Origin of the sequence: Trichocoleus sp. FACHB-40 (genome assembly GCF_014695915.1) — a bacterium.
GTDB lineage: Bacteria > Cyanobacteriota > Cyanobacteriia > Cyanobacteriales > FACHB-T130 > Funiculus > Funiculus sociatus.
In genome coordinates this window covers 64,454-84,108 of the sequence record NZ_JACJPF010000069.1, presented here as the reverse complement: position 1 = coordinate 84,108, position 19,655 = coordinate 64,454, and the positions used below count along the sequence as shown (strand labels likewise).

The following is a 19,655-nucleotide window of genomic DNA, read 5'->3' as shown; positions in this document are numbered from 1 at the left end:
TGCTCCCTTTTTTAAGGGGGATTGCCTTTTGCATTTTTCGGAAAAACGAAAACCACTCCTCAACACAAGCTGCTCCTGCAAATCTTAGTCTGTAGCCCAGGCGACATAAGCCCGTGTCATTAGTTAATGGCTAATAGTTGCACCATTAGCCATTAGTCATTGCTAATTCTAAGCAACACTCTCATTAACCGGAAAGCGATCAATTAAATGAATCGCCCGATAAGCATTGCGCTGCAAGGAATCTGACACATGGGGGATATGGGGAATCTGAGATAATAAATCCACAGTTCGACGCAGCACCCGGACTATATCCCCTTCATCTAAGCTGGTGTTAGCGCATAGCTGCGGCCATTGCTCGCCTAATGCCCAACTTTCCACCAAACCAGTTAAGTCATACTCCATCCAAACTGGCAGTGCAACTCGATAGCGACGCTGTAGCTGGAACAACTGACGGCGCAAAGTCCGCAACCTGCCTAAAGATTGTTCCACCTCTGACGGTGTGTCGTATCTTGTCCAGCTGTCGGGGCGCAGTGCTTCGGTGACAAAGGCGGCACAGGCGGCGGCTAGGTGTTGGGGGTCTAATTCGTCCATTTCTCCCGACATCAGCGCCAAAGCAACCCACAACTCGTTATCGCTGCGAATGGCGGCGGCGGCTTCTCCCAAAGGTGTCGGTGTTACGTTATCAAGTCCGCCCATATGCCGCAAAACTTCCATCAGGTCGAGAAATTCTTCCCAGTGGCGTGCTAAGTGTTCTTGAAGCAGGGCTTGCAGTTGGGCGATTTGGTCTTGCAACATCTGCCGCCGCGAAGCTCGTTTGATCAGGAGGGCAGGGTTGCCCCACTGTAGGGCAGGGTGATTTTTCAGTTGTGCTTCTACTGCGGCGAGTCGCTGCTGTTGGGCTATGACTTCTGGATATTCATCGTTGATGGTTGATGGTTCGTTGCCTAGTTGGGATGAACCATGAACGCGGCTGGATGTCCATCCAATCTGACGGGCAATTTCAGCGGTGGCTTCTGTGCTGCTTTTGGATTGTCCAGGCTTGGCTTTGAATATCTCCGGGGGTGGCTGTAGGGATTCGACTTCGGATAAGCGAGACCATTCTTGGCAACCTACTACGTCGGCGGTGGTGACTACGTACCAACGGTTATCTGCGCCTAAGCAACCCAGGTAGGGCAATTGGCCGGAACCGGGTATACGGGCGACTAATATTGCTGGGATGGGAGATGAGACGGGGACGTGTTTGCCTTTTAGGTTGAGGAGGGTTCCGGGTGAGGCTGTAGTGAGGGCGATCGCAATTTCGCGCGATCGCATCTCTTCGGCTTGATGTTCTAAGGTTTTCAGTAAGCGGCGTTCTTCTTTGAGTCGGGCAACCAGTTTTTCATAGTTTTGGATCAGTTTGCCGTCTACTGTCTGAAGTATGCTTTCAATTTGCGCCAGTTCTGCTGACAAATCTGCGATCGCTTGTTCTTGGGGTTTAAGATCCAATGTCGCCAAATACTGCCCAAAGCTTCGTTCGACTAACTCTCTAGCTTCTTCTATGCTATGGGTTTGCAGCAAGTTTAAAACCATGCCGTAGCTGGGAGTAAACTGGCTCACTAAAGGATCAGCGCCAGAGGTTGCTAAATAAGCCGCTTCCTTGGAACCTTCAAATGGTGTCTGTAACGTCACTACATGACCTGTAGTGTCCATCCCTCGTCGTCCTGCCCGTCCCGACATTTGCAAAAATTCGGAAGCTGTTAGCAGTCTGTGTCCCCGGTCTGTGCGCTTGGAAAGGCTGGAAATCACTGTGGTTCTGGCAGGCATATTAATCCCAGCTGCCAGGGTTTCTGTGGCAAATACCACTTTTACCAAGCCTTCTTGAAACAGTTCCTCTACCAAACCTTTCCAGGCTGGTAAAATTCCGGCGTGGTGGGAGGAAATACCCCGGAGCAACGGTTCCACCCCGCCACTGCGCGCTGCTTCGGGATTTCGCGCTAAAAATTCCTCTACTTTCTGTTTTAAAATTTTCGCTTCTTGTTCGTTGACTAGGGTTATATCAGCCAACTCTTCTACTGCTTTGTCGCAACCCCGACGGCTAAAAATGAAGTATATCGCCGGGAGCATATCCCTTTGCCACAGATGACCCAGGACGTAAACTAAGCTGGGGCTTTCTTGCCTTTTGCCTTTTTCTTTTTGTTGTCTTTTGGGTTTGAGGCGGGGATTAATTCTCTTTCGCGAGTCGTCCAGTAGGGGAAACAGTCCTTTGGGATTGCAGAAGTGAAACTGCAAGGGAACTGGGCGAAACTCGGAATATATGAGCTTTGTTGGGCCATGAACGCGATTCAGCCAGTCAGTGAGTTGGTCGCTGTTGGCGACGGTGGCGGAAAGGGCTACTAGCTGGACTTCGTGGGGGCAGTAGATAATTGATTCTTCCCAAACCGTACCGCGTTGGCGGTCGTTCATGTAGTGGCACTCATCCAGCACTACGGCTTCGACTCCAGCTAGGGAGGTGCCGACTTCGCCGATGCGGGTGCCGTAAAGCATATTGCGGAAGATTTCTGTCGTCATCACTAGGATTGGGGCATCCCGGTTGATGGAGACATCGCCAGTCAATAAACCTACCCTGTCCGCGCCGAAGACTTCGCGGAAGTCTCGTAATTTCTGATTGGATAGTGCTTTTAAGGGCGTGGTGTAAAATACTCGCCCGCCGCGATGCAGGGCGCGGTGTATGGCGTATTCCCCAATCAGCGTTTTTCCCGCACCTGTTGGGGCGCACACGACTACGGAACAATCGTCATTTAACGCCGCGATCGCTTCCGACTGGAATTCGTCTAGTTCAAACGGAAACAGGTTCTTTAGATCAAGCTCTGGTATTGTTGTAGGCACGGTGCTGCCAAATAATTCTAATCTACTTGCTTTCAGGGATTTAACTCTATAATTAACGGTGTATCCGCTCTATGTCCAATTTTAAAGCGCTTTTTTAGAATCGGAGATTCCTTAAAGTGCTACCCCTTATCCAACTCCTGACTAAAAGAGGCTGTTTTCCAGGTGCGATCGCGATCGCGAATTATAGACGCGGCTTTTCGCCACTGCCTTCATCCCCTCTCGCGCTGTGAGCCTGTCAAAACTGCTTTACCAAAATCTAATTGTAAAATAATCAACTAATTAACGCTATTATAAATAGTATAATTTAATTTTTAGCAAAATTAAATTTAAAAAACCTACATTAGTTTAGCTGTTAGTGTTGCTTATGCGGCTAATCCAAACACTTTAAACAACTCCTGAAAATTTCCTAAATCATCGTTAAAGTATCACTTTTAGCGATTTCCTCTTGCCGCTGTTTGGTGCCAAGATACTTATAAATATATCCAGCAACCTTGTAGGTAAAGCTTGTGCAGAAGCGAAACCCAAGACCAATTTGACAGGTTTAGTTGGATTGACTACCGATAGCCCAAACAGACCCGGCTCCTGTTAGTTTCTGTAGCCCTTAGCGAAAATTGTGAAATATGAATTCATCCTTTTGGCTGATAGACGATAGTTTCGTTTAATCCTGAGCTAGACAACAGTAATTAGAAGAGCTGTATATCCACCATAGGAAGGCAATCATATAAAAGGAAAAAGGCAAAAAAAGAATTCTTGACTTTTCCCTTTTTAGCCCCTAGTCCCCAGCCCCCCAGTTCCTATTCCCTAGCCCCTCAATAGCGTCTGTGGCACAAGTTAACGGACACTCCCCTGCCAGCATGACGGTGACGGATACCGCTCACCGGAAAATTTCTTTGGTGAATCGGCAAATCTACCAGCGATTGAAACAGGCGCTGAGTCTGGGTTTGCGCCGCCAAATCTTTATAGCGGTATGCGATGATATTAGCCTGAGAAATCGTCTAGCGGCGCGGTTACACGCAGAGTTGGCAATTTCGGAAGACAGCAGAGGTAAAGCAGGTGGAATTAATTCCGTCTTCCGTCCTCCGGCTTCCAGAGAATATCCGCGACTGGTAAGCTTAAACTTGAATTTGAGCCAACCGCATCCTGTGGCGCAAATTAATCGCTGGTTAGGGCAACACCCGCCACCAAGCAATAACCCGCCAGGATTTCAAATTTTAGGTGTTGAGTTATTAACCAAACAATCAGCGAAGGTGCAGGGATTCTTCCTAAACTCGCTAAAGACAATTGAGCGCAGTCTGCCTAATTTAGAGTCTAGCCTGTTGCTGTGGATGCCTCGCCCTTGGTTGCGCGCTATTGAGACGTCAGCACCTGAGTTTTGGCGATGGCACACGGGAGTTTTTGAGTTTGAAGGGGAACCCGCACCAGCTTCAGATTTAAGAACATTGATGGCAACTTCTCTACAGGAATTCCCCCGCCAAAGTGTCCCCCAAGAGGAGACGGCGGTACCGCAGGAAAATCTGTGGCACATTCTGGGCAGTGAATTAGATAAATTTAGCCTCGCCCATCAGGAAAATCCGCCATCCCAGAAGGAGGATTTCAAAAAGGAATCAGATACGCCCGTCATAAGCGGCGAGGGGGAAGAGAAAGCACCTTTTATCCTTAATCCTGCCGATGCGGTGCAATCTTTGCAGGAGATTGAGCAATTACAGCAATCTCGCCCACCGGAAGAACTTGCACAAGCATACTTAAGGCTGGGAAATTATTATCGCGATCGCATTGAACAATCGAATACTTCCCAGGAAAATCTAATAACGGCTATCCAGGCTTACGATCAAGCATTGGCATGGTTGGAGGAATCCTCGCCGTTAGCTGCTGATATTCTCAACGATCTGGGTAATCTCCATTGGATGCTATCTCGCTATGCTGCGAATTCCCAGGAGATGCTTGCTTATCTGGAGCAAGGAATTAACGCATATCATACTGCCTTAACCAAGTTCAATCCTGACGACGCACCCCACAGCTACGCCATGATTCAAAATAACTTGGGGGCGGCCTATGGGGATTTAGCGCGTCATCAAGATACTGCCCAAAACTTACAGAATTCGATTTTGGCGTATGGGGAAGCTTTGCGTTATCGTTCCGCAGAAGATGAACCGCTGAAATATGCGGCGACGCAGAATAATTTGGGTACGGCTTATTGGCATTTGGCGCAACAGCAGCAACCAGTTACGCATCTCAAATGCGCGATCGCATGTTATACCGAGGCACTTCCATTCTACAATCCAGAGCGAGATTCCCTTAACTGGGCAATGCTGCAAAATAATATCGGCACTGCATACTGGAATCTTGCCCAGTACGAACAACCGGAAGAGTTTTTACAACTTGCGATTGCGGCTTATCAAAGTGCGCTGACTTATCGCACGCCGCAGTCAGCACCAGCAGGTTGTGCGGCGACGCAGAATAATTTGGGTACGGCTTATTGGCATTTGGCAACTCAGGTAGAAGTTAACCCAGAGGGACAGCAACAATATTTACAGATGTGTATTGCAGCTTATGAGAGTGCGATCGCGCTTGTCGAGTTTCTTAACAACAATAATCCCCCAGTTCCAGTGACATTTGATGTATCTGCTACTCAGAATAATCTGGGATTGGCTCATTATCAAATGGCGACAGATAAGAAGTTTTCTTTAGAAACGACATCTCAGCTAGAGCATTTAGAGGCAGCGTTACACTACCATTTACAAGCGTTGCAAGGCTTTAGCGAGCAACCTGATTCTTATGAATCTGCTCTTTCATTAGTTGTGCAGACAATTCGAGCATTTTATCGCGAACGTGGTTTGCAAGGGCAAAATCTTGCCCTTTCTAAAGTTCCTGGTAAGTTGTTGCCAGAACTGTTGCGACGCTTGTAAATAAAATTATCTAAGTCTCGTTAACGAGAAATGGTAGATCAGGTGTGAATGCTAACAATTGTAGCTGCGGTGCTTCCGGCTGAAGTATTATCTACAACATCCACACTAACTGCATATACAGAGGCATCAGCCGCATAAACTTTGACTTTGTAATCGCCATCAGTGGGTAGTATCCCTTGCCAGTGCGATCGCTCACTCACCTTCCCGACTGTTTCTCCATTTGGCGCAATTACCTCAATATTCACATTGCCTTCTTGTGCTTTCACCGTCAATAGCTGCCCCTTAGTGCCATTGACCGAATACGGCTGACACTGATGAGACTCTAAACTACCTCCCACGGTTGTTTGTGCGCCTGACAGGAAGCTAACTTCCTGAAGTGGGAGCGTGTCTCCTACGTAAATTGGGTCTACCTTTGGCTGGTTGTCCGCAGATGTAGGAGGTTTCCGCTTCTTTGTGTCTTGGAAGTGCTTTCGGGTTGACCGATACAGCCGCAGCAGCACGAAAGCCGAGCCATTGGCAACTACGGCTAAAGCTGGAGCCGCGACTGGCACCCATCCGCCTTGAGTAAATAAATAGAACCCGGTAAAAAATATAACTCCCAGCGTTGCGGTTCCACTCACAATCAACACCAGAGGACGACGGATTTTCCAAACCAAAACTGCTCCCCCAAGTCCCCAGCCGGAAATCCACAGCATTTCCACCCATTCAGACCAGTCCCAAATCAGCGGTCGATTATCCAGAACTACACCGAGGATTTGACTGATCACCTGTGCTTGCACCAGCACCCCGAACATCTTCCGACCGCCACCGTAGGAGGTGTAAAAAGCGTTATCTTTTTTGCTTGATGTCACACCGATAATGACGATGCGATCTTTTACCAAATTCGGGTTAATCTCGCCTGTGAGGACATCACTAAGCGTTACCTGCGGCGCGATATTGTGAGCGGAACGATAATCCAAAACAATCTGGTAGCCTCCAGAATCAGCGTTCTGATATGCGCCAAAATTGGGTTTTAAGCGTTTGAATATAGTTGAATTTATCTTAAGATGCCCTTCGGGGGTTCCTTCTGCTTGGATACCTTCTTTTTCTAGGTAGTGTAGTGCTAGTTGAGCGCCAAACGAGTAACTTGTTTTACAAGCACCGTTGTCGTCGTTGGCAAACAAAAGACTGCGACGAACTTTGTTATCAGGGTCAATGACTAAATCGTTAAAGCCAACGCTGTCTTCAGATGCTGCTTTTGGCGGTGCAATTCCAGAGTTATCCTGATTACTCATTTTGCAAACAGTGATGATGCGATCGCTTGTTTGCAATGTCTTCTCTAACTCTGGATAACCAGGCGGTACAGGTAAATCTCGGTAAATATCTAAGCCAATGGCACGCGGGTTATAACTTTCCAGTTTCTTTAATAACTGATTTAAAACTCGGTCAGTTAAAGGATATTTTTCTTGAGCCGCAATATCTGCGTCGGTGATTTCAACGACCAGCAGGCGAGAATCTGGCCCTTCCATCGGTTGCTTTCGGTCTAAGTCTTCCCACGTCCGCGTCAAATAACGTAACCGCACCATTTGATCGAATGCTGCCAGTTCTAGCGATTCTACTCCTCCCGTCTGTCGCACTCCCAGCACTAAGCCACTGGCTACCATACTGGTAATTGCGATCGCTATAACAGCACCTACCCTTTTTCTGGTTTTGGCAAAGGGATTTTCATCGGTCGGCGCTGATAAATCTTGTTGCAGTTGTTGGAGTTCAAGACTTACTCCTGTGGCAGACTGGTAGCGTTCCCGGACGTGGTAGCGCACCATTTTGTCTAATATTTCTGCCAAGCGATCGCTAACCTTTACTTTATCCCGCCAAATAATTTCGCAGGTTTCGGGATCTTCTGGCAACTGAGAAGGTTTAGCCCCTGTCAACGCTTGAATTGCTGTTATCCCCAAGGCATACAAGTCGCTGCTGTATCTTGGTTTACCCGCTAGTTGTTCGCTGGGTACATAACCTTGGGTGCCAATTCCTACTGTAATGTTGGTTTGGCCTGACTCTGTTGCCAGCTGGGTATGGATTTCTTTTACAGCACCAAAGTCTATCAAGACTAATTTGCCATCTTGCTGCCTGCGGATCAAGTTGTTCGGTTTGATGTCGCGGTGGATGACGTGATAAGAGTGAACAAACTCCAGAATGCCCAGCAGATCCTGCAAGAGGTCAATTACCTCAGCTTCGCTCAGTTGTTTGTGACACAATTCATCGGAGAGCGGATGTCCTTCAATGAATTCCTGAACTAAGTAAAATTGTTTATTTTCTTCAAAATATGCCAGCAGATGGGGAATTTGGGTATGGTGTCCCAGCTTTTCGAGAGTTTTTGCCTCGGTGTTGAACATACGCCGAGCGATCGCTAAAAAAGCGGGATCTTGACGAGCTGGTTTGAGATGCTTAACAACACACTTAGGCTTTCCGGGTCGCTGTGTGTCTTCGGCAATGTAAGTTTGGCCGAATCCTCCCGCTCCCAATTCTTCGATTAGTTTATAGCGCCCCCCTAGTAGTCTTCCCAGCATGGTGGCCTAGTATTCGTTATCCTGATTTTGACATACAACTTCCGCAGTCATCGGTCATTAGGAACTTAAGAATCGCCAATTCCCAATGACGTATTGTTAAAGGAGTGATAATTCTAACCGATTTTTACTTAATGCAGCTGATTAAAGGTACAACTAAACTTTTAGGGGTGATTGGTCATCCCGTCGAGCATTCCCAGTCTCCCAAGATGCACAATGCAGCGATCGCTTCTCTAGGATTAGATTACATCTATCTGCCTTTCCCGGTGCAACCGAAAGATTTAGAGGATGCGATCGCTGGTTTTCGGGCTATTGGTGTTGTTGGTTTCAGCATCACTATCCCTCACAAACAGGCAATTATTCCCTTGCTATCAGAAGTATCTGATATTGCCCAAGCTGTCGGAGCCGTTAACACCGTCAAAAACACTGATCAGGGTTGGATTGGCACCAACACTGATGTCGAAGGCTTTATCGCGCCTCTTTTCGCTTATAACCGCGATTGGAGTCAAACTGAAGCAGTAATTCTAGGCAATGGCGGCGCAGCGCGAGCAGTGGTTGCAGGTTGCGCTAAACTCGGCTGTGGTTCTATTCATGTTGTCGGGCGTAACTCAGAGAATTTAAACGCTTTTCAACAGAGTTGGAGCGATTCACCTTTGGCAATTAATAATTTACGCATCCATCTTTGGGAAGAACTGCCCAATCTAATTTCTCAAGCAGATTTGCTAGTTAATACAACACCAGTGGGGATGTCTCCCAAAGTTGATGAGTCTCCCGTCGATACAGGTGTAATGGCGCGATTGAAGAAAGACGCGATCGCCTATGACTTAATTTACACGCCCCGCCCCACCAAATTTCTACAACAAGCAAAAACACAAGGTGCGATCACCATCGACGGCTTAGAAATGCTCGTCCAACAAGGCGCGATCGCTCTAAAATTCTGGTTAGATAAAGAGCCGCCAGTAGACGTAATGCGCCAAGCAATACAATAACGAAAAGCTCTTTTTTTTGCCTAAGAGCCTTCAATTATTTGCCCATCGCCAGTTAAAGCTGTTCCAGTCGTAAATGCCTTGAATCTCGTACTCAGTCCCATTATCAAAGCGGATGATGCAGTTAGTATAGGTTCTCTCGCCCTCTGCTGCCTCAGAAACTCCCACCACCGTACAGGGAAACCATTCGCGGCTACAGGGGCCATTTTCTTGCACCCATTCCCAAAGACCATTCGAGACTTCAATGCGATCGCCTACTTTTAGCTTTAACTGATAATACTCGGCTAAGTCAACTGGCTGGATGCGATTTAGCCATTGAAAACCATAGCGATCGCGAATAAATTGCATTTCTCCAGAGTCTTGATTATTCAGCCAGTCATTTAGCAATTTGATTTTCCAAGGGCGATTTTCTCTCTCTTGCTCCTTGACAAATTGCAGCAAAGCCCTGCGTTGCTCTGATGTTAGTTCTGCAAGAGGATTAGTGCGATCGCCATCCCCATTCTCAGGCTCAGGAACACCCAACGCAACACCTATCAGTTCCTCAACAACGACTTGCAGCAAAATTTGTTTTTGCTTCTCACTCAGAGGACACAACATTTTTTCACACTGGCTAAATGCTGCTTGCAGAGCTGCATCAATCTCAGATGGATTCATGTCAATATTTTCTACAGAGTGGACTCTTACCACTCCCTAGAGTTATCCTACAAATTTTGAGTGGCAATGCCCTGTATCGGAACGCTCATTTAGAGTTTATCCCCTATTATCGCAGAATCAAGGCACCGTAAGAGTTTATTTGGCCAAAAAGAGACAAGTGCTAATTGAAGGATTGCTAATTAATAATTCCCTCTCTCTCCAGCCAAGAGTCCCTTCTTTGACCTAGATTCGCGGTAAGCTGAGGATTGATGTCACCGAAAAACCTAAGTCATGGTGGGGTTTATGCGATTTCGAGCCGTCTCTATTCTTGTGATGTCATGCCTCATTGGGATATTCAGCTTGCTGTTTAGTCCCCCTGCACTGGCACTGACACAGATTAAACTTTCTGAAGTTACCTACCATGACTGCCCAGCTGATATAGGCAAAGGGGCGGTTACGAGTACCGGAGCGAGTCGTGCAGCTAATTGCTTTATAGTCACCGGAAAAGCCCAAAATAGCTCTAATAAGCCAGTTCTCAACGCCGATATCTTTGGTCGCATCTACGATGCCAATGGGGACTCGGTGATGCAAAACCGGACGCGCCTGGGTTCAATCGAAGAAGTGCCGCCTGGAGTCAGTGATTTTGAACTGAGAATTTCAGTTCCGGCAAATCAGCCGACTCCCTTGCAGCTCAAGCAGTTCAAAGCCGCTGGGTTTACAGGCACAGTTCGCCGCTAACACCCAATTTTAGATTTTGGACTGAATCTAAAATCTTAGAAACCAGCGGGACTCATTTGAATGCTGCCAAACAACTGTGCCAAAATTTGCAGCAGCAAAATCGCTAAAATTGGCGAGATATCTAGACCACCCATCGCCGGAACGATAGAACGGAAGATGTTTAGATAGGGGTCTGTAATCGGACTCAAGGTAGAAGCCAATTGGTTCATCCAGTTGATTGTGGGGAACCAAGTTAAGAGAATCCGCACAATCAACAGAAAAACATAGATGTTCAGAAAGGTGGAGATAGTGTTGATTAGTAAATCTGCTGAAGAATTCATTGGTGTTGAAGCTTCCTTTTGATAATCGGTGAACGCTTGAAACTTGAAGTTAGTTTAACGGATTTGCTCTACTTTGAGTTTAGGGATCTTTGGGTAGGGACGAGAGTGCGTCAGAGGCAGAGAATCGCTCCCGCTCTATTTCCACAGCGTTTCCATTTACATTGCCAAGCTGAGTCCGGACATCATCAATCGCCGCATTTAGTTGGGCAATTTTATCCTCTAAGCTCCGCCGTGCAAATTCAATACTATCTGAGTCTTTGAGTTGACGCTTTCTACCTTTGCCAGCTTTAGCTTCTGACGCTCCCGAATTCAGCAGAGACGCATCTTTGGCATCAGCTTCCGACGTGCGTCCAGAAGCAATCAGCGCCCCGACAATCCCACCGACTAGACCGCCAACTATAGTCCCAGCCAGAAATCCGCTTCCAAAACCATCGCGCTGACTCATCTTTAACTACCGTCACGATCTTTTTTCAACTGTTTTCAGGGTAACTTTTAGCTGACCCCCCTGCCTACCGACTAGGGGAGTAGAGGAGAGTGGGGATTGGGGAGTGGGGACTAGGGACTGGGGGCTGGGAACTAGGGACTAGGGACTGGGGGCTGGGAACTAGGGACTAGGGACTGGGAACTAGGGACTAGGGACGAGGGACTGGGAACTAGGTAAGACTTTTTCCCAATTCCCAATCCCCAATTCCCAATTCCCAATCCCCAATCCCCAATCCCCAATTCCCAATCCCCAACCCTTATGTGCCAAACGTGCGATCGCCTGCATCTCCTAATCCCGGTACAATATACCCCTGAGAGTTCAAACCCTCATCAATCATTGCCGTATAGACAATCAAACCCGGATAAGCTGAGGAAAGCTTCTGCAACGCTGGTGGCGCTGCTACCACAGAAATAATCCGCGTCAAAGCTGGGTCGATGCCTCGTTTAGTCAACTCTGCCATCGCGATCATAATTGTCCCACCCGTCGCCAGCATCGGGTCAGTAATTAAAACTCGCGTTTGGGGATTAAATTGCTCCGGCATTTTGTTGAGATAACAGCTGGCTTCCAGCGTTTCCTCATTCCGTACCAAACCGATATGATAAGTCGAAGCCAAAGGCAGCAAAGTCTGCGCCCCCTCTAATAATCCTAATCCTGCTCGGAGAATCGGCACTACAACCAGCGGCACTTCTGGATTGATAAAAGTGGCAGGACATTCAGCTAACGGTGTTTGCACCGTCGTTTCTATCGTCGGTAGCCAGTCCCGAATTGCCTCATAAGTCAGCCAGCGCCCCAGTTCTTTCATCGCGCTCTTGAACAACACCGACGGCGTTGCTGCATCGCGAGCTACAGCCAGCCAGTGCTTAATAAGGGGATGGGGAGGAACGTAGACACGCAGTTGAAGAGTCATAGTTGCTTATCTTGACTGAGGGATGCCAGCTCAAAGACCTGACCTATCATACGCTAAGAGCGATTCTTCTCGTCGCCTCTGTTTGGCATCCCGTCCAAGGAGAAATCAATACTGTTGAAAATAATTTTCAACAGTATTGACATCTATTATCAACAAGGCTATATTTATTTTTAGTGTTCTCCTCTCATTAAGGATCGGCAGGTGGGGCTGGGTGTGCAGTAGCAAGCTAGTCCCATTTTTTTTTGAGGCGAGATGTAATATAAGACGTTAAACTCAGAAACGTTAAGTAATTTCCTTTCTTTTCCATGCCTGCAACTTCTATCCCTACCTCCGCTGCATCGACGTTTGATGTTATTGTTATCGGTTCTGGAATTGGAGGGCTGGTGAGTGCAACCCAGCTAGCAGCGAAAGGCGCTAAAGTGCTGGTACTGGAGAGCTACTTAATTCCCGGAGGTAGTGCCGGATACTTTGAACGGGAAGGGTATCGCTTTGACGTGGGAGCATCGATGATTTTTGGTTTTGGTACTCAAGGTACTACCAACTTGCTCACCCGCGCCCTGGAAGCTGTAAACGTTAGCCTAGAAACTATTCCCGATAGCGTACAGATTCACTATCATTTGCCTAACGGCTTAGAGCTGAAAATTCATCGCGATTATGAAAAATTTTTGCAAGAACTAACTGCCAACTTTCCGCATGAGCGTGAGGGTATTCGCAAGTTTTACGATGAATGTTGGAAGGTTTTTAATTGTCTAAATGCGATGGAATTGCTATCGCTGGAAGAACCCCGGTATCTGGCGCGGGTGTTTTTCCGGCATCCATTGGCGTGTCTGGGTTTGGTGAAATACTTGCCGCAAAATGTTGGTGATATTGCCAGGAAATACATTAGCGACCCGCAACTGCTGCAATTTATCGACATGGACTGTTACATCTGGTCAGTTGTGCCAAGCGATCGCACTCCGATGATTAACGCCGGGATGGTATTCTCAGATCGGCACTATGGCGGTATCAACTATCCTAAAGGCGGCGTGGGACAAATTGCCCAAAAATTGGTGGAAGGACTGGAAAAAGTTGGCGGGGAAATTCAGTATAAAGCCAGAGTAACGAAAATTATCACAGAAAATAATCGCGCCGTTGGCGTTGAGTTGGCTGATGGAAAAGTATATCGCGCTAAGCGCATCGTTTCTAATGCGACACGCTGGGATACTTTTGAGAAGTTATTACCACCAGAGGAGATGCCAACATCTGAGAAGAAGTGGCAAAAACGTTATCAAAAATCTCCCAGTTTCTTGAGTTTGCACATGGGAGTTAAAGCAGATGTTTTGCCAGTGGGAACAGAATGTCACCACATTTTGTTGGAAGATTGGGAAAATATGGAAGCGACACAAGGCACTATCTTTTTGTCAATTCCTACATTGCTTGACCCGGATTTAGCACCAGAAGGTTATCACATTCTGCACGCATTTACGCCGGATTGGATTGAAAATTGGCAGGAACTTTCTTCTAGTGAGTACGAAGAGAAGAAGGAAGCCGCAGCCGGCCGAGTTATTGAGCGTTTGGAGAAGATTTTCCCAGGCTTAGATGCAAGTTTAGATTATCTGGAAGTTGGGACTCCTCGCACTCATCGACGCTTTTTAAATCGTGAAGATGGCACTTATGGGCCGATTCCGGGCCGGAAGTTATTAGGATTGTTGGGAATGCCGTTTAATAGAACTACTATTCCAGGACTTTATTGTGTGGGAGATAGTACGTTTCCGGGACAGGGTTTAAATGCGGTGGCGTTTTCGGGGTTTGCTTGCGCTCATCGTGTGGCGGTGGATTTAGGGTTGTAGGTAGCGCGATCGCATCTTTTATTCAACCGCTGAGGCGCAGAGGGCGCAGAGGAAAATAGGGACGCGATTAGTACATCTTTTTTTAAACTACTCCAAAACGTTCTTGTGATTTCTGGCTGCAAATTGCACAGTGTACCGAAGTCTGTAAAGGGATTAACAAGGTGCGCTAATTCAAGGGCTGAAGCGTAGGGTATATTCCCAAATAATTTTTCTTCTAGTAGCGATCGCTCATCGGGTGACAAAGCTAAAATAACTTGAACTAGGGAGTCAACGAATTGTGTATTCATATATGCTCCTATTTTCTGTTAAGTTGGTTGTTTTATAATAGCGATCGCGCTTTTAAAATCACCGCAGCCTGTAGCTTTTGTGAGCGAATATCGTTCACAATTTATCTTCAGCCTCAGTTGAGCGCGTACCAATCGCCACAGCGTCAGTGATACAATCCAAACTAAGGCAAATGGAAATGCTACTAACCCAGCTACGAAGCACAAAAATAAAGCATGGGTTATCTTAGGCTAATTAAATCGACACATGACGACACCGCCAGATCCTCGCCAGTCAAACTTACCGACAAACGTCCCTGATAGTCCGAATGGGAAAATTTCCCCTGAAAACAACCAACTTCCTCAGATGCGATCGCCCTCCGCTGAGGCGCAAACTCAATATGAGCAACAATTGGCTAAAATGCCGCGGAGTCTTCTACTCAACAAACAAACTCCCTCTATTCCCCTAGTATCGCCAATTATCTTGATGGCGATCGCTCTGGTCGTCGTTGGGTTATCTATCAATAATTTCTGGATTGGGATATCGGGGGCGCTTGTCGGCGGGTTGATTTCCCTGCGCGTACTGTGGATTGGTTCCCAACCACTGCTGGATGAGTTGGTGCCAGCAAAACAGCGCTCAATCATAGTAGCTGTTGTGGGAGCAATAGTATCGATTTTCGCTTTACTCAAGTTTAGTGGTATCAACCAACGCATTAATGAATGGGCGAACCAGCAAAAATGGGACGAAATTGGATCTCTGGCAGAATGGACTGGTGCTGTCGGGCAAATTTTCATTGCCGTTTTAGCTGTATATGTAGCTTGGCGACAATATATTATTTCCAGAGATTTGACGATTAAGCAAAACGAACTCACTGCTCAGCAAAATATTATTACCCAGCAGCAAACGATTGATACTTATTTTCAGGGGATCTCTGACTTAGTATTAGATGAAGAAGGGCTTCTAGAAGATTGGCCTCAAGAGCGGTTACTCGCTGAAGGACGCACCGCCGCTATTCTTAGCAGTGTAGACTCTAGTGGGAAATCGAAAATTCTCCGTTTCTTGTCAACCTCGAAATTGCTTACTCCCCTAGAACGCGATCGCCGTTTAGGGAGAGCCATTTTTGACGGTGCTGGCGGTTATGCTGAAGATCGCGTCAACGGTGTGCGCGTCATTGATTTGGGCGTGATGCTGGCTAAGGCAGATTTGTCTAATACCGATCTGCGGCGCACCGACTTAAGCGAAGCTAATCTCATCGGTGCCAATTTAAGCAACTGCGATTTAGTCAAAGCTAACCTGTCTCGTGCTATTTTGTACGGAGCTAATCTTGCTGGTGCTGACTTTAAAGCTACCCGCTTGTTTTACGGATCAGTGGAGACCGCCACCCCGCGCAGTCACACTCAACCCCCCTACCCTAATTACAGAACTGGCATTTTTACTGGCGCTGTCGTAGAAAATGCTGATTTCACAGGTGTACAGCAACTCTCGGAAGAACAGCGTCAATACTGTTGTGCTTGGGGAGGCGAGGAAACTAGATCCACAATTCCGGGCGGTTGTGAAGGTATTCCCAATAAATTACAGGCTAGTATCTAAAAATGGAAAAAAAATCTTCTCTTTTTCTTTTCATTTGAAGGTTAAAAAAATGTTTTTTTGTAGCAACTTTTACTATACTTTTTCTACCTATTGACGTATACTTTAATAATGGGAATCTCTGGGTTAATCTCTATAGCTAATATTTCGATTATTAAAAAAACCATATTATTTTTAATTAATGAAACCTATAATACCAGAAAAAAGTTTTTTTTTCTGAGAAAATTTTAAGAGTTGTTTCTGTCAAAAGGCGAGATGCCTAATAATCAATGAAACCAAAGTATTCTTTGGTAATTCCGGTGTACAACGAAGAGAAAACTCTGCCGGAACTGTATCGACGAATAAGTGAATTAATGGAGCGGTTGGATGACCAGGCGGAGCTAATTCTAGTCAACGATGGTAGTAAAGATCGGTCTTTACAGCTGCTGCGAGATTTGCATGAAAGAGATCCGCGAGTTTGCTATCTCAGCTTGGCGCGTAACTTTGGACACCAAATCGCCGTAACAGCTGGTTTAAATTATGTCCGGGGTGAAGTAATAGTTATCCTTGATGCTGACTTACAAGATCCGCCAGAGTTAATTCCTGACATGGTGGAAAAGTGGCGACAAGGCTATCATGTGGTTTATGCTAAGCGTACCCAACGCCAGAAAGAAAGCTGGTTTAAACGCTTTACAGCTTACATCTTTTATCGCCTTCTCAAGCAGTTAGCTGATGTAGACATTCCCACGGACACGGGGGATTTTTGTTTGATGGATAGGCAAGTAGTGGATGTACTTAATTCTATGCCAGAACGCGATCGCTACATTCGAGGAATGCGCTCTTGGATTGGCTTCCAACAAACAGCTGTATACTTTGAGCGTCATCCTCGTTTTGCTGGTGAAGTAAAGTATACCTTCAGCAAATCTTTGTCTTTGGCAATAAATGGTTTAGTATCCTTTTCTAAAGTACCGTTGCGAATTTCCACCTATGTAGGTTTACTTGCCGCTGTTGCTGCAATTTTCATGGGTTTGCTAGTTATTTATTGGCGGATTTTCGTCCCCCAATCGCCTTTAACTGGGTTCACAATTATTCTGGTTGCTATTTTCTTTTTAGGTGCTGTACAACTGGTAAGTATCGGCATTTTAGGGGAATATATTGGACGAATTTACGAAGAAGTTAAAGGCAGACCGCTTTACACTCTTTCTGAAGTAGGTGGTTTTCATAATGTAGCGAGTCGGAAGTAGAAAATGAAAGGTTTTTTAAGGCAAAAAAGCTCCCCGACTTCTGAAAGAAGTTGGGGAGCTGAACCGCTGGCATCTCACAAGTAATCTCTTGCTCAATGATGTTAATGAAGCGTTGGGTGACATACTCCATAATCACGGGTTGTAGCGTTAAACCTGTGTCTGCGGTTTCAATAAGCGATCGCGTATGAAGTGACTCCAATGCCTCGAATAACTCTGGCCCAGACACTTTGAGCAAGATTTCTTCCTGTAACTTTGCTGGCGTTCCCCCTTCTCGGTTAATCGCTAGCCAGTACATTATCTGTTGTTGCAGAGGAGATAAACGCTCGAACTGTTGTTCGAGTAAGTCCCACAAATCGCTAAAAACCGTAGTGCCTTGTGCTAAAAAGGCTTGAATATTACCGCCAAATAAGGTTTGAATCGTAGTTGCAGCAATCTTAAGGGCAAGCGGGTTGCCTCCGAAGTAATTGACAATTGCTCGTCGTTGCGAGCTAGCTGCGTCTACGCCTTTGTCGATGAGGATTTGCTCCCCATCTGCCCCCTCAAGTCCTTTGAGTGGAAGCGATCGCACTGGCAAGTTTTTCCCCTCCCGCACGGTAAAACCGCCGGGTTTTTCTCGTCCGGTGATAACAAGACAACTTTGGTGAGGTTCGTCGGCAATTCGCTCGAATAAGCAGCGATAATCTTCATAACCGGATTGATACTGTCCGCTGCGCTCTTTGCCTTGCAAAATTGACTCTACGTTATCAAGGACTAATAAACAGCGTTTGACGCGCAACTGTGCCATGAAGCTGTTAATTGAAGCGTCTCTGGTTTCGGTTTCTCCGGTTAAAATAGGCAAAATCTCCCGGATTAAAGCATTTAGGGGCGGTGCTTGCTGCAAACTCCGCCAAATCAGGAATTCAAATTGCGATTCTGCTTCACAGACGCTTCGCGATCGCACCTGTTGAGCTATTTTCACAGAGAGGGCAGTTTTCCCCATCCCGCCGAGTCCAAAAATCCCGATCAAGCGGCAGCGATCTTCAAGAATCCAACTTTCTAGCGATCGCCGTTCTTCTTTGCGATCGTAAAATCGGGAAACGTCGATCGCTTCTCCCCAATCTTGCTTACCTTGTTGCGATTGTTGGTAGCGACGCAAAACCGATTGAATATTCCGCTTCGAGACTGGTTCGCCAAAGAGTTGAGAGAGACTTCGCCACAACTGCGAACCGACTTGTTTAACGTAGTCGTGTTGATAACCTAACTGCTTGGCAATCTCTGTGTATGATCGTCCCGCCCAAGTTTCCAGAAGTACAACAGATTGAACATCATTGAGTTTTTGCCCTTGGTTTGCAGCTTGTAAAAGCTTATCGACTAAGGTAAGCGCCTCTTGTTCCTTCATTGCCAGCCATTTTGATAGGTTGTACCAATTTCTACTGGCTTTCTTCCCGTCTTTCAGAGAATTTACCTGTAAATTTACGTAACTTCACAAAAAATACCTCACTTTTTCTTACTGACAGTGCGATTGGGGATGAGTTATTTGTTATCTAAACCGGAAAGATAATTTATTAGTCTTGTAACTACGGTTCCATTAGTCAGCATGAATAGGCTAATTCCAACTCCTGGAGGAAACATCAAAAATGCCGCTTAAAATTACTGAGCCTCAAAATGAAGCTGAATTATCAGCTCAAAAGGAGATAACTTTCAAGGGGACAGCCGACAACAACATTAATAAAGTAGAAATTTATGCTGATGATCGATGGTTACTTGGTCGAACCCAAACAGACAGCGGTAATTGGTCTCTTTCCTATCCTTTTAATACTTCGGGTCATCGTGAGATTGTTGCTAAAGGATTTGACTCTGATAATCAGTTAATTGCTAGTGATGAGATTTGGGTTTTTCTCAAAAAAGCTCCAATTGATCTGACAGTGCAGCTAACAGAGGATTTTAAAGTTTGGGAATTTGTCAAATCTGACACAGCAGATCGTAACAATATAGATAACACACCAACTCCTAGAGAAATTGAGCATCTTCGGAAGCTTTGTAAACAAATTCTTCAACCTGCACGTGATGCATTAGGAGCGCTGAAAATTAGCTCTGGGTTTCGTTCAGAAGACCTCAATAGATTTATAGGAGGAGTTTCTAATAGTGACCACAGACAAGGATATGCTGCGGATATAATTCCAGTCGATGTAGGAACTAGAGCATTTGCTGAATGGATAGCAAAAAATTGTGAATTTGACCAAATTATTCTGGAATTTGGTACTTCAGAAAATCCTAATTGGATTCATGTTAGTGCTGCTCCGAGAAATCGAAAAGAGATTCTCCAAGCTACTTCTAGTAGTAGAGGAACTGTCTATACTTCGATACAACTTCCATGAATTTTCAACCTGA

Annotated in this window: 15 protein-coding genes; 7 read left to right on the top strand and 8 right to left on the bottom strand. The window is 46.1% G+C overall.

Annotated elements, in window-relative coordinates; translation table 11 throughout:
- Positions 1–168: 168 nt before the first annotated feature.
- The gene (locus H6F63_RS16885) at positions 169–2,865 is read right to left on the bottom strand and encodes a DEAD/DEAH box helicase (protein WP_190638713.1); all 2,697 of its coding nucleotides are present in this window, start codon (positions 2,863–2,865) and stop codon (positions 169–171) included.
- An 854-nt stretch (positions 2,866–3,719) separates the two neighbouring features.
- Here H6F63_RS16885 and H6F63_RS31035 point away from each other — a divergent pair.
- Positions 3,720–5,771, top strand: a complete 2,052-nt coding sequence (locus H6F63_RS31035) for a tetratricopeptide repeat protein (protein ID WP_190638729.1) — start codon at positions 3,720–3,722, stop codon at positions 5,769–5,771.
- A gap of 38 nt (positions 5,772–5,809) precedes the next feature.
- On the opposite strand, the gene H6F63_RS16875 is transcribed toward H6F63_RS31035, so the two are convergent.
- Positions 5,810–8,317, bottom strand: coding sequence for a CHASE2 domain-containing protein (locus tag H6F63_RS16875; protein ID WP_190638712.1), 2,508 nt, complete (start codon positions 8,315–8,317; stop codon positions 5,810–5,812).
- A gap of 131 nt (positions 8,318–8,448) precedes the next feature.
- Between H6F63_RS16875 and H6F63_RS16870 the strand changes: the two genes are divergently transcribed.
- Positions 8,449–9,303: a shikimate dehydrogenase gene (locus H6F63_RS16870; protein ID WP_190638711.1), complete on the top strand. Its 855-nt coding sequence runs from the start codon at positions 8,449–8,451 to the stop codon at positions 9,301–9,303.
- A 30-nt stretch (positions 9,304–9,333) separates the two neighbouring features.
- On the opposite strand, the gene H6F63_RS16865 is transcribed toward H6F63_RS16870, so the two are convergent.
- Positions 9,334–9,954, bottom strand: a complete 621-nt coding sequence (locus H6F63_RS16865; protein ID WP_190638710.1) for a hypothetical protein — start codon at positions 9,952–9,954, stop codon at positions 9,334–9,336.
- A gap of 282 nt (positions 9,955–10,236) precedes the next feature.
- Here H6F63_RS16865 and H6F63_RS16860 point away from each other — a divergent pair, with 282 nt between their 5' ends.
- Positions 10,237–10,671 (top strand): hypothetical protein, encoded by a 435-nt coding sequence (locus H6F63_RS16860; protein WP_190638709.1) that lies wholly within the window; start codon positions 10,237–10,239, stop codon positions 10,669–10,671.
- Between the two features lie 35 nt (positions 10,672–10,706).
- On the opposite strand, the gene H6F63_RS16855 is transcribed toward H6F63_RS16860, so the two are convergent.
- The 3 genes from H6F63_RS16855 to upp form a co-directional block, all read right to left on the bottom strand.
- The gene (locus tag H6F63_RS16855) at positions 10,707–10,991 is read right to left on the bottom strand and encodes a YggT family protein (RefSeq protein ID WP_190434861.1); all 285 of its coding nucleotides are present in this window, start codon (positions 10,989–10,991) and stop codon (positions 10,707–10,709) included.
- Between the two features lie 79 nt (positions 10,992–11,070).
- Positions 11,071–11,436, bottom strand: a complete 366-nt coding sequence (locus H6F63_RS16850) for a hypothetical protein (protein ID WP_190638708.1) — start codon at positions 11,434–11,436, stop codon at positions 11,071–11,073.
- Between the two features lie 295 nt (positions 11,437–11,731).
- Positions 11,732–12,382, bottom strand: coding sequence for a uracil phosphoribosyltransferase (upp, locus tag H6F63_RS16845; protein WP_190638707.1), 651 nt, complete (start codon positions 12,380–12,382; stop codon positions 11,732–11,734).
- A gap of 305 nt (positions 12,383–12,687) precedes the next feature.
- On the opposite strand from upp, the gene crtH reads away from it, so the two are divergent.
- Positions 12,688–14,211, top strand: a complete 1,524-nt coding sequence (gene crtH, locus H6F63_RS16840) for a carotenoid isomerase (protein WP_190638706.1) — start codon at positions 12,688–12,690, stop codon at positions 14,209–14,211.
- Here crtH and H6F63_RS16835 read toward each other — a convergent pair.
- Complete coding sequence (locus tag H6F63_RS16835) at positions 14,181–14,498, bottom strand: hypothetical protein (protein WP_190638705.1); 318 nt, start codon at positions 14,496–14,498, stop codon at positions 14,181–14,183. The two genes, crtH and H6F63_RS16835, sit on opposite strands and share 31 nt — an antisense overlap.
- Before the next feature lie 244 nt (positions 14,499–14,742).
- On the opposite strand from H6F63_RS16835, the gene H6F63_RS16830 reads away from it, so the two are divergent.
- Complete coding sequence (locus tag H6F63_RS16830) at positions 14,743–16,065, top strand: pentapeptide repeat-containing protein (RefSeq protein ID WP_190638704.1); 1,323 nt, start codon at positions 14,743–14,745, stop codon at positions 16,063–16,065.
- A gap of 266 nt (positions 16,066–16,331) precedes the next feature.
- Complete coding sequence (locus H6F63_RS16825) at positions 16,332–17,285, top strand: glycosyltransferase family 2 protein (RefSeq protein ID WP_190638703.1); 954 nt, start codon at positions 16,332–16,334, stop codon at positions 17,283–17,285.
- Here the strand turns inward: H6F63_RS16825 and H6F63_RS16820 are convergent.
- Positions 17,218–18,663: an NB-ARC domain-containing protein gene (locus tag H6F63_RS16820; protein WP_190638702.1), complete on the bottom strand. Its 1,446-nt coding sequence runs from the start codon at positions 18,661–18,663 to the stop codon at positions 17,218–17,220. The two genes, H6F63_RS16825 and H6F63_RS16820, sit on opposite strands and share 68 nt — an antisense overlap.
- A gap of 238 nt (positions 18,664–18,901) precedes the next feature.
- On the opposite strand from H6F63_RS16820, the gene H6F63_RS16815 reads away from it, so the two are divergent.
- Positions 18,902–19,642: a D-Ala-D-Ala carboxypeptidase family metallohydrolase gene (locus H6F63_RS16815; protein WP_190638701.1), complete on the top strand. Its 741-nt coding sequence runs from the start codon at positions 18,902–18,904 to the stop codon at positions 19,640–19,642.
- Positions 19,643–19,655 lie beyond the last annotated feature (13 nt).

Excerpts from the sequence above, each read along its gene's own strand:
- H6F63_RS16860 (WP_190638709.1), top strand. The coding sequence starts at position 10,237 with ATGCGATTTCGAGCCGTCTCTATTCTTGTGATGTCATGCCTCATTGGG.
- H6F63_RS16855 (WP_190434861.1), bottom strand. The coding sequence starts at position 10,991 with ATGAATTCTTCAGCAGATTTACTAATCAACACTATCTCCACCTTTCTG.
- H6F63_RS16875 (WP_190638712.1), bottom strand. The coding sequence starts at position 8,317 with ATGCTGGGAAGACTACTAGGGGGGCGCTATAAACTAATCGAAGAATTG.
- upp (WP_190638707.1), bottom strand. The coding sequence starts at position 12,382 with ATGACTCTTCAACTGCGTGTCTACGTTCCTCCCCATCCCCTTATTAAG.
- H6F63_RS16815 (WP_190638701.1), top strand. The coding sequence starts at position 18,902 with ATGCCGCTTAAAATTACTGAGCCTCAAAATGAAGCTGAATTATCAGCT.
- H6F63_RS16835 (WP_190638705.1), bottom strand. The coding sequence starts at position 14,498 with ATGAATACACAATTCGTTGACTCCCTAGTTCAAGTTATTTTAGCTTTG.
- H6F63_RS16865 (WP_190638710.1), bottom strand. The coding sequence starts at position 9,954 with ATGAATCCATCTGAGATTGATGCAGCTCTGCAAGCAGCATTTAGCCAG.
- crtH (WP_190638706.1), top strand. The coding sequence starts at position 12,688 with ATGCCTGCAACTTCTATCCCTACCTCCGCTGCATCGACGTTTGATGTT.
- H6F63_RS16830 (WP_190638704.1), top strand. The coding sequence starts at position 14,743 with ATGACGACACCGCCAGATCCTCGCCAGTCAAACTTACCGACAAACGTC.
- H6F63_RS16870 (WP_190638711.1), top strand. The coding sequence starts at position 8,449 with ATGCAGCTGATTAAAGGTACAACTAAACTTTTAGGGGTGATTGGTCAT.
- H6F63_RS16825 (WP_190638703.1), top strand. The coding sequence starts at position 16,332 with ATGAAACCAAAGTATTCTTTGGTAATTCCGGTGTACAACGAAGAGAAA.
- H6F63_RS31035 (WP_190638729.1), top strand. The coding sequence starts at position 3,720 with ATGACGGTGACGGATACCGCTCACCGGAAAATTTCTTTGGTGAATCGG.
- H6F63_RS16820 (WP_190638702.1), bottom strand. The coding sequence starts at position 18,663 with ATGAAGGAACAAGAGGCGCTTACCTTAGTCGATAAGCTTTTACAAGCT.
- H6F63_RS16850 (WP_190638708.1), bottom strand. The coding sequence starts at position 11,436 with ATGAGTCAGCGCGATGGTTTTGGAAGCGGATTTCTGGCTGGGACTATA.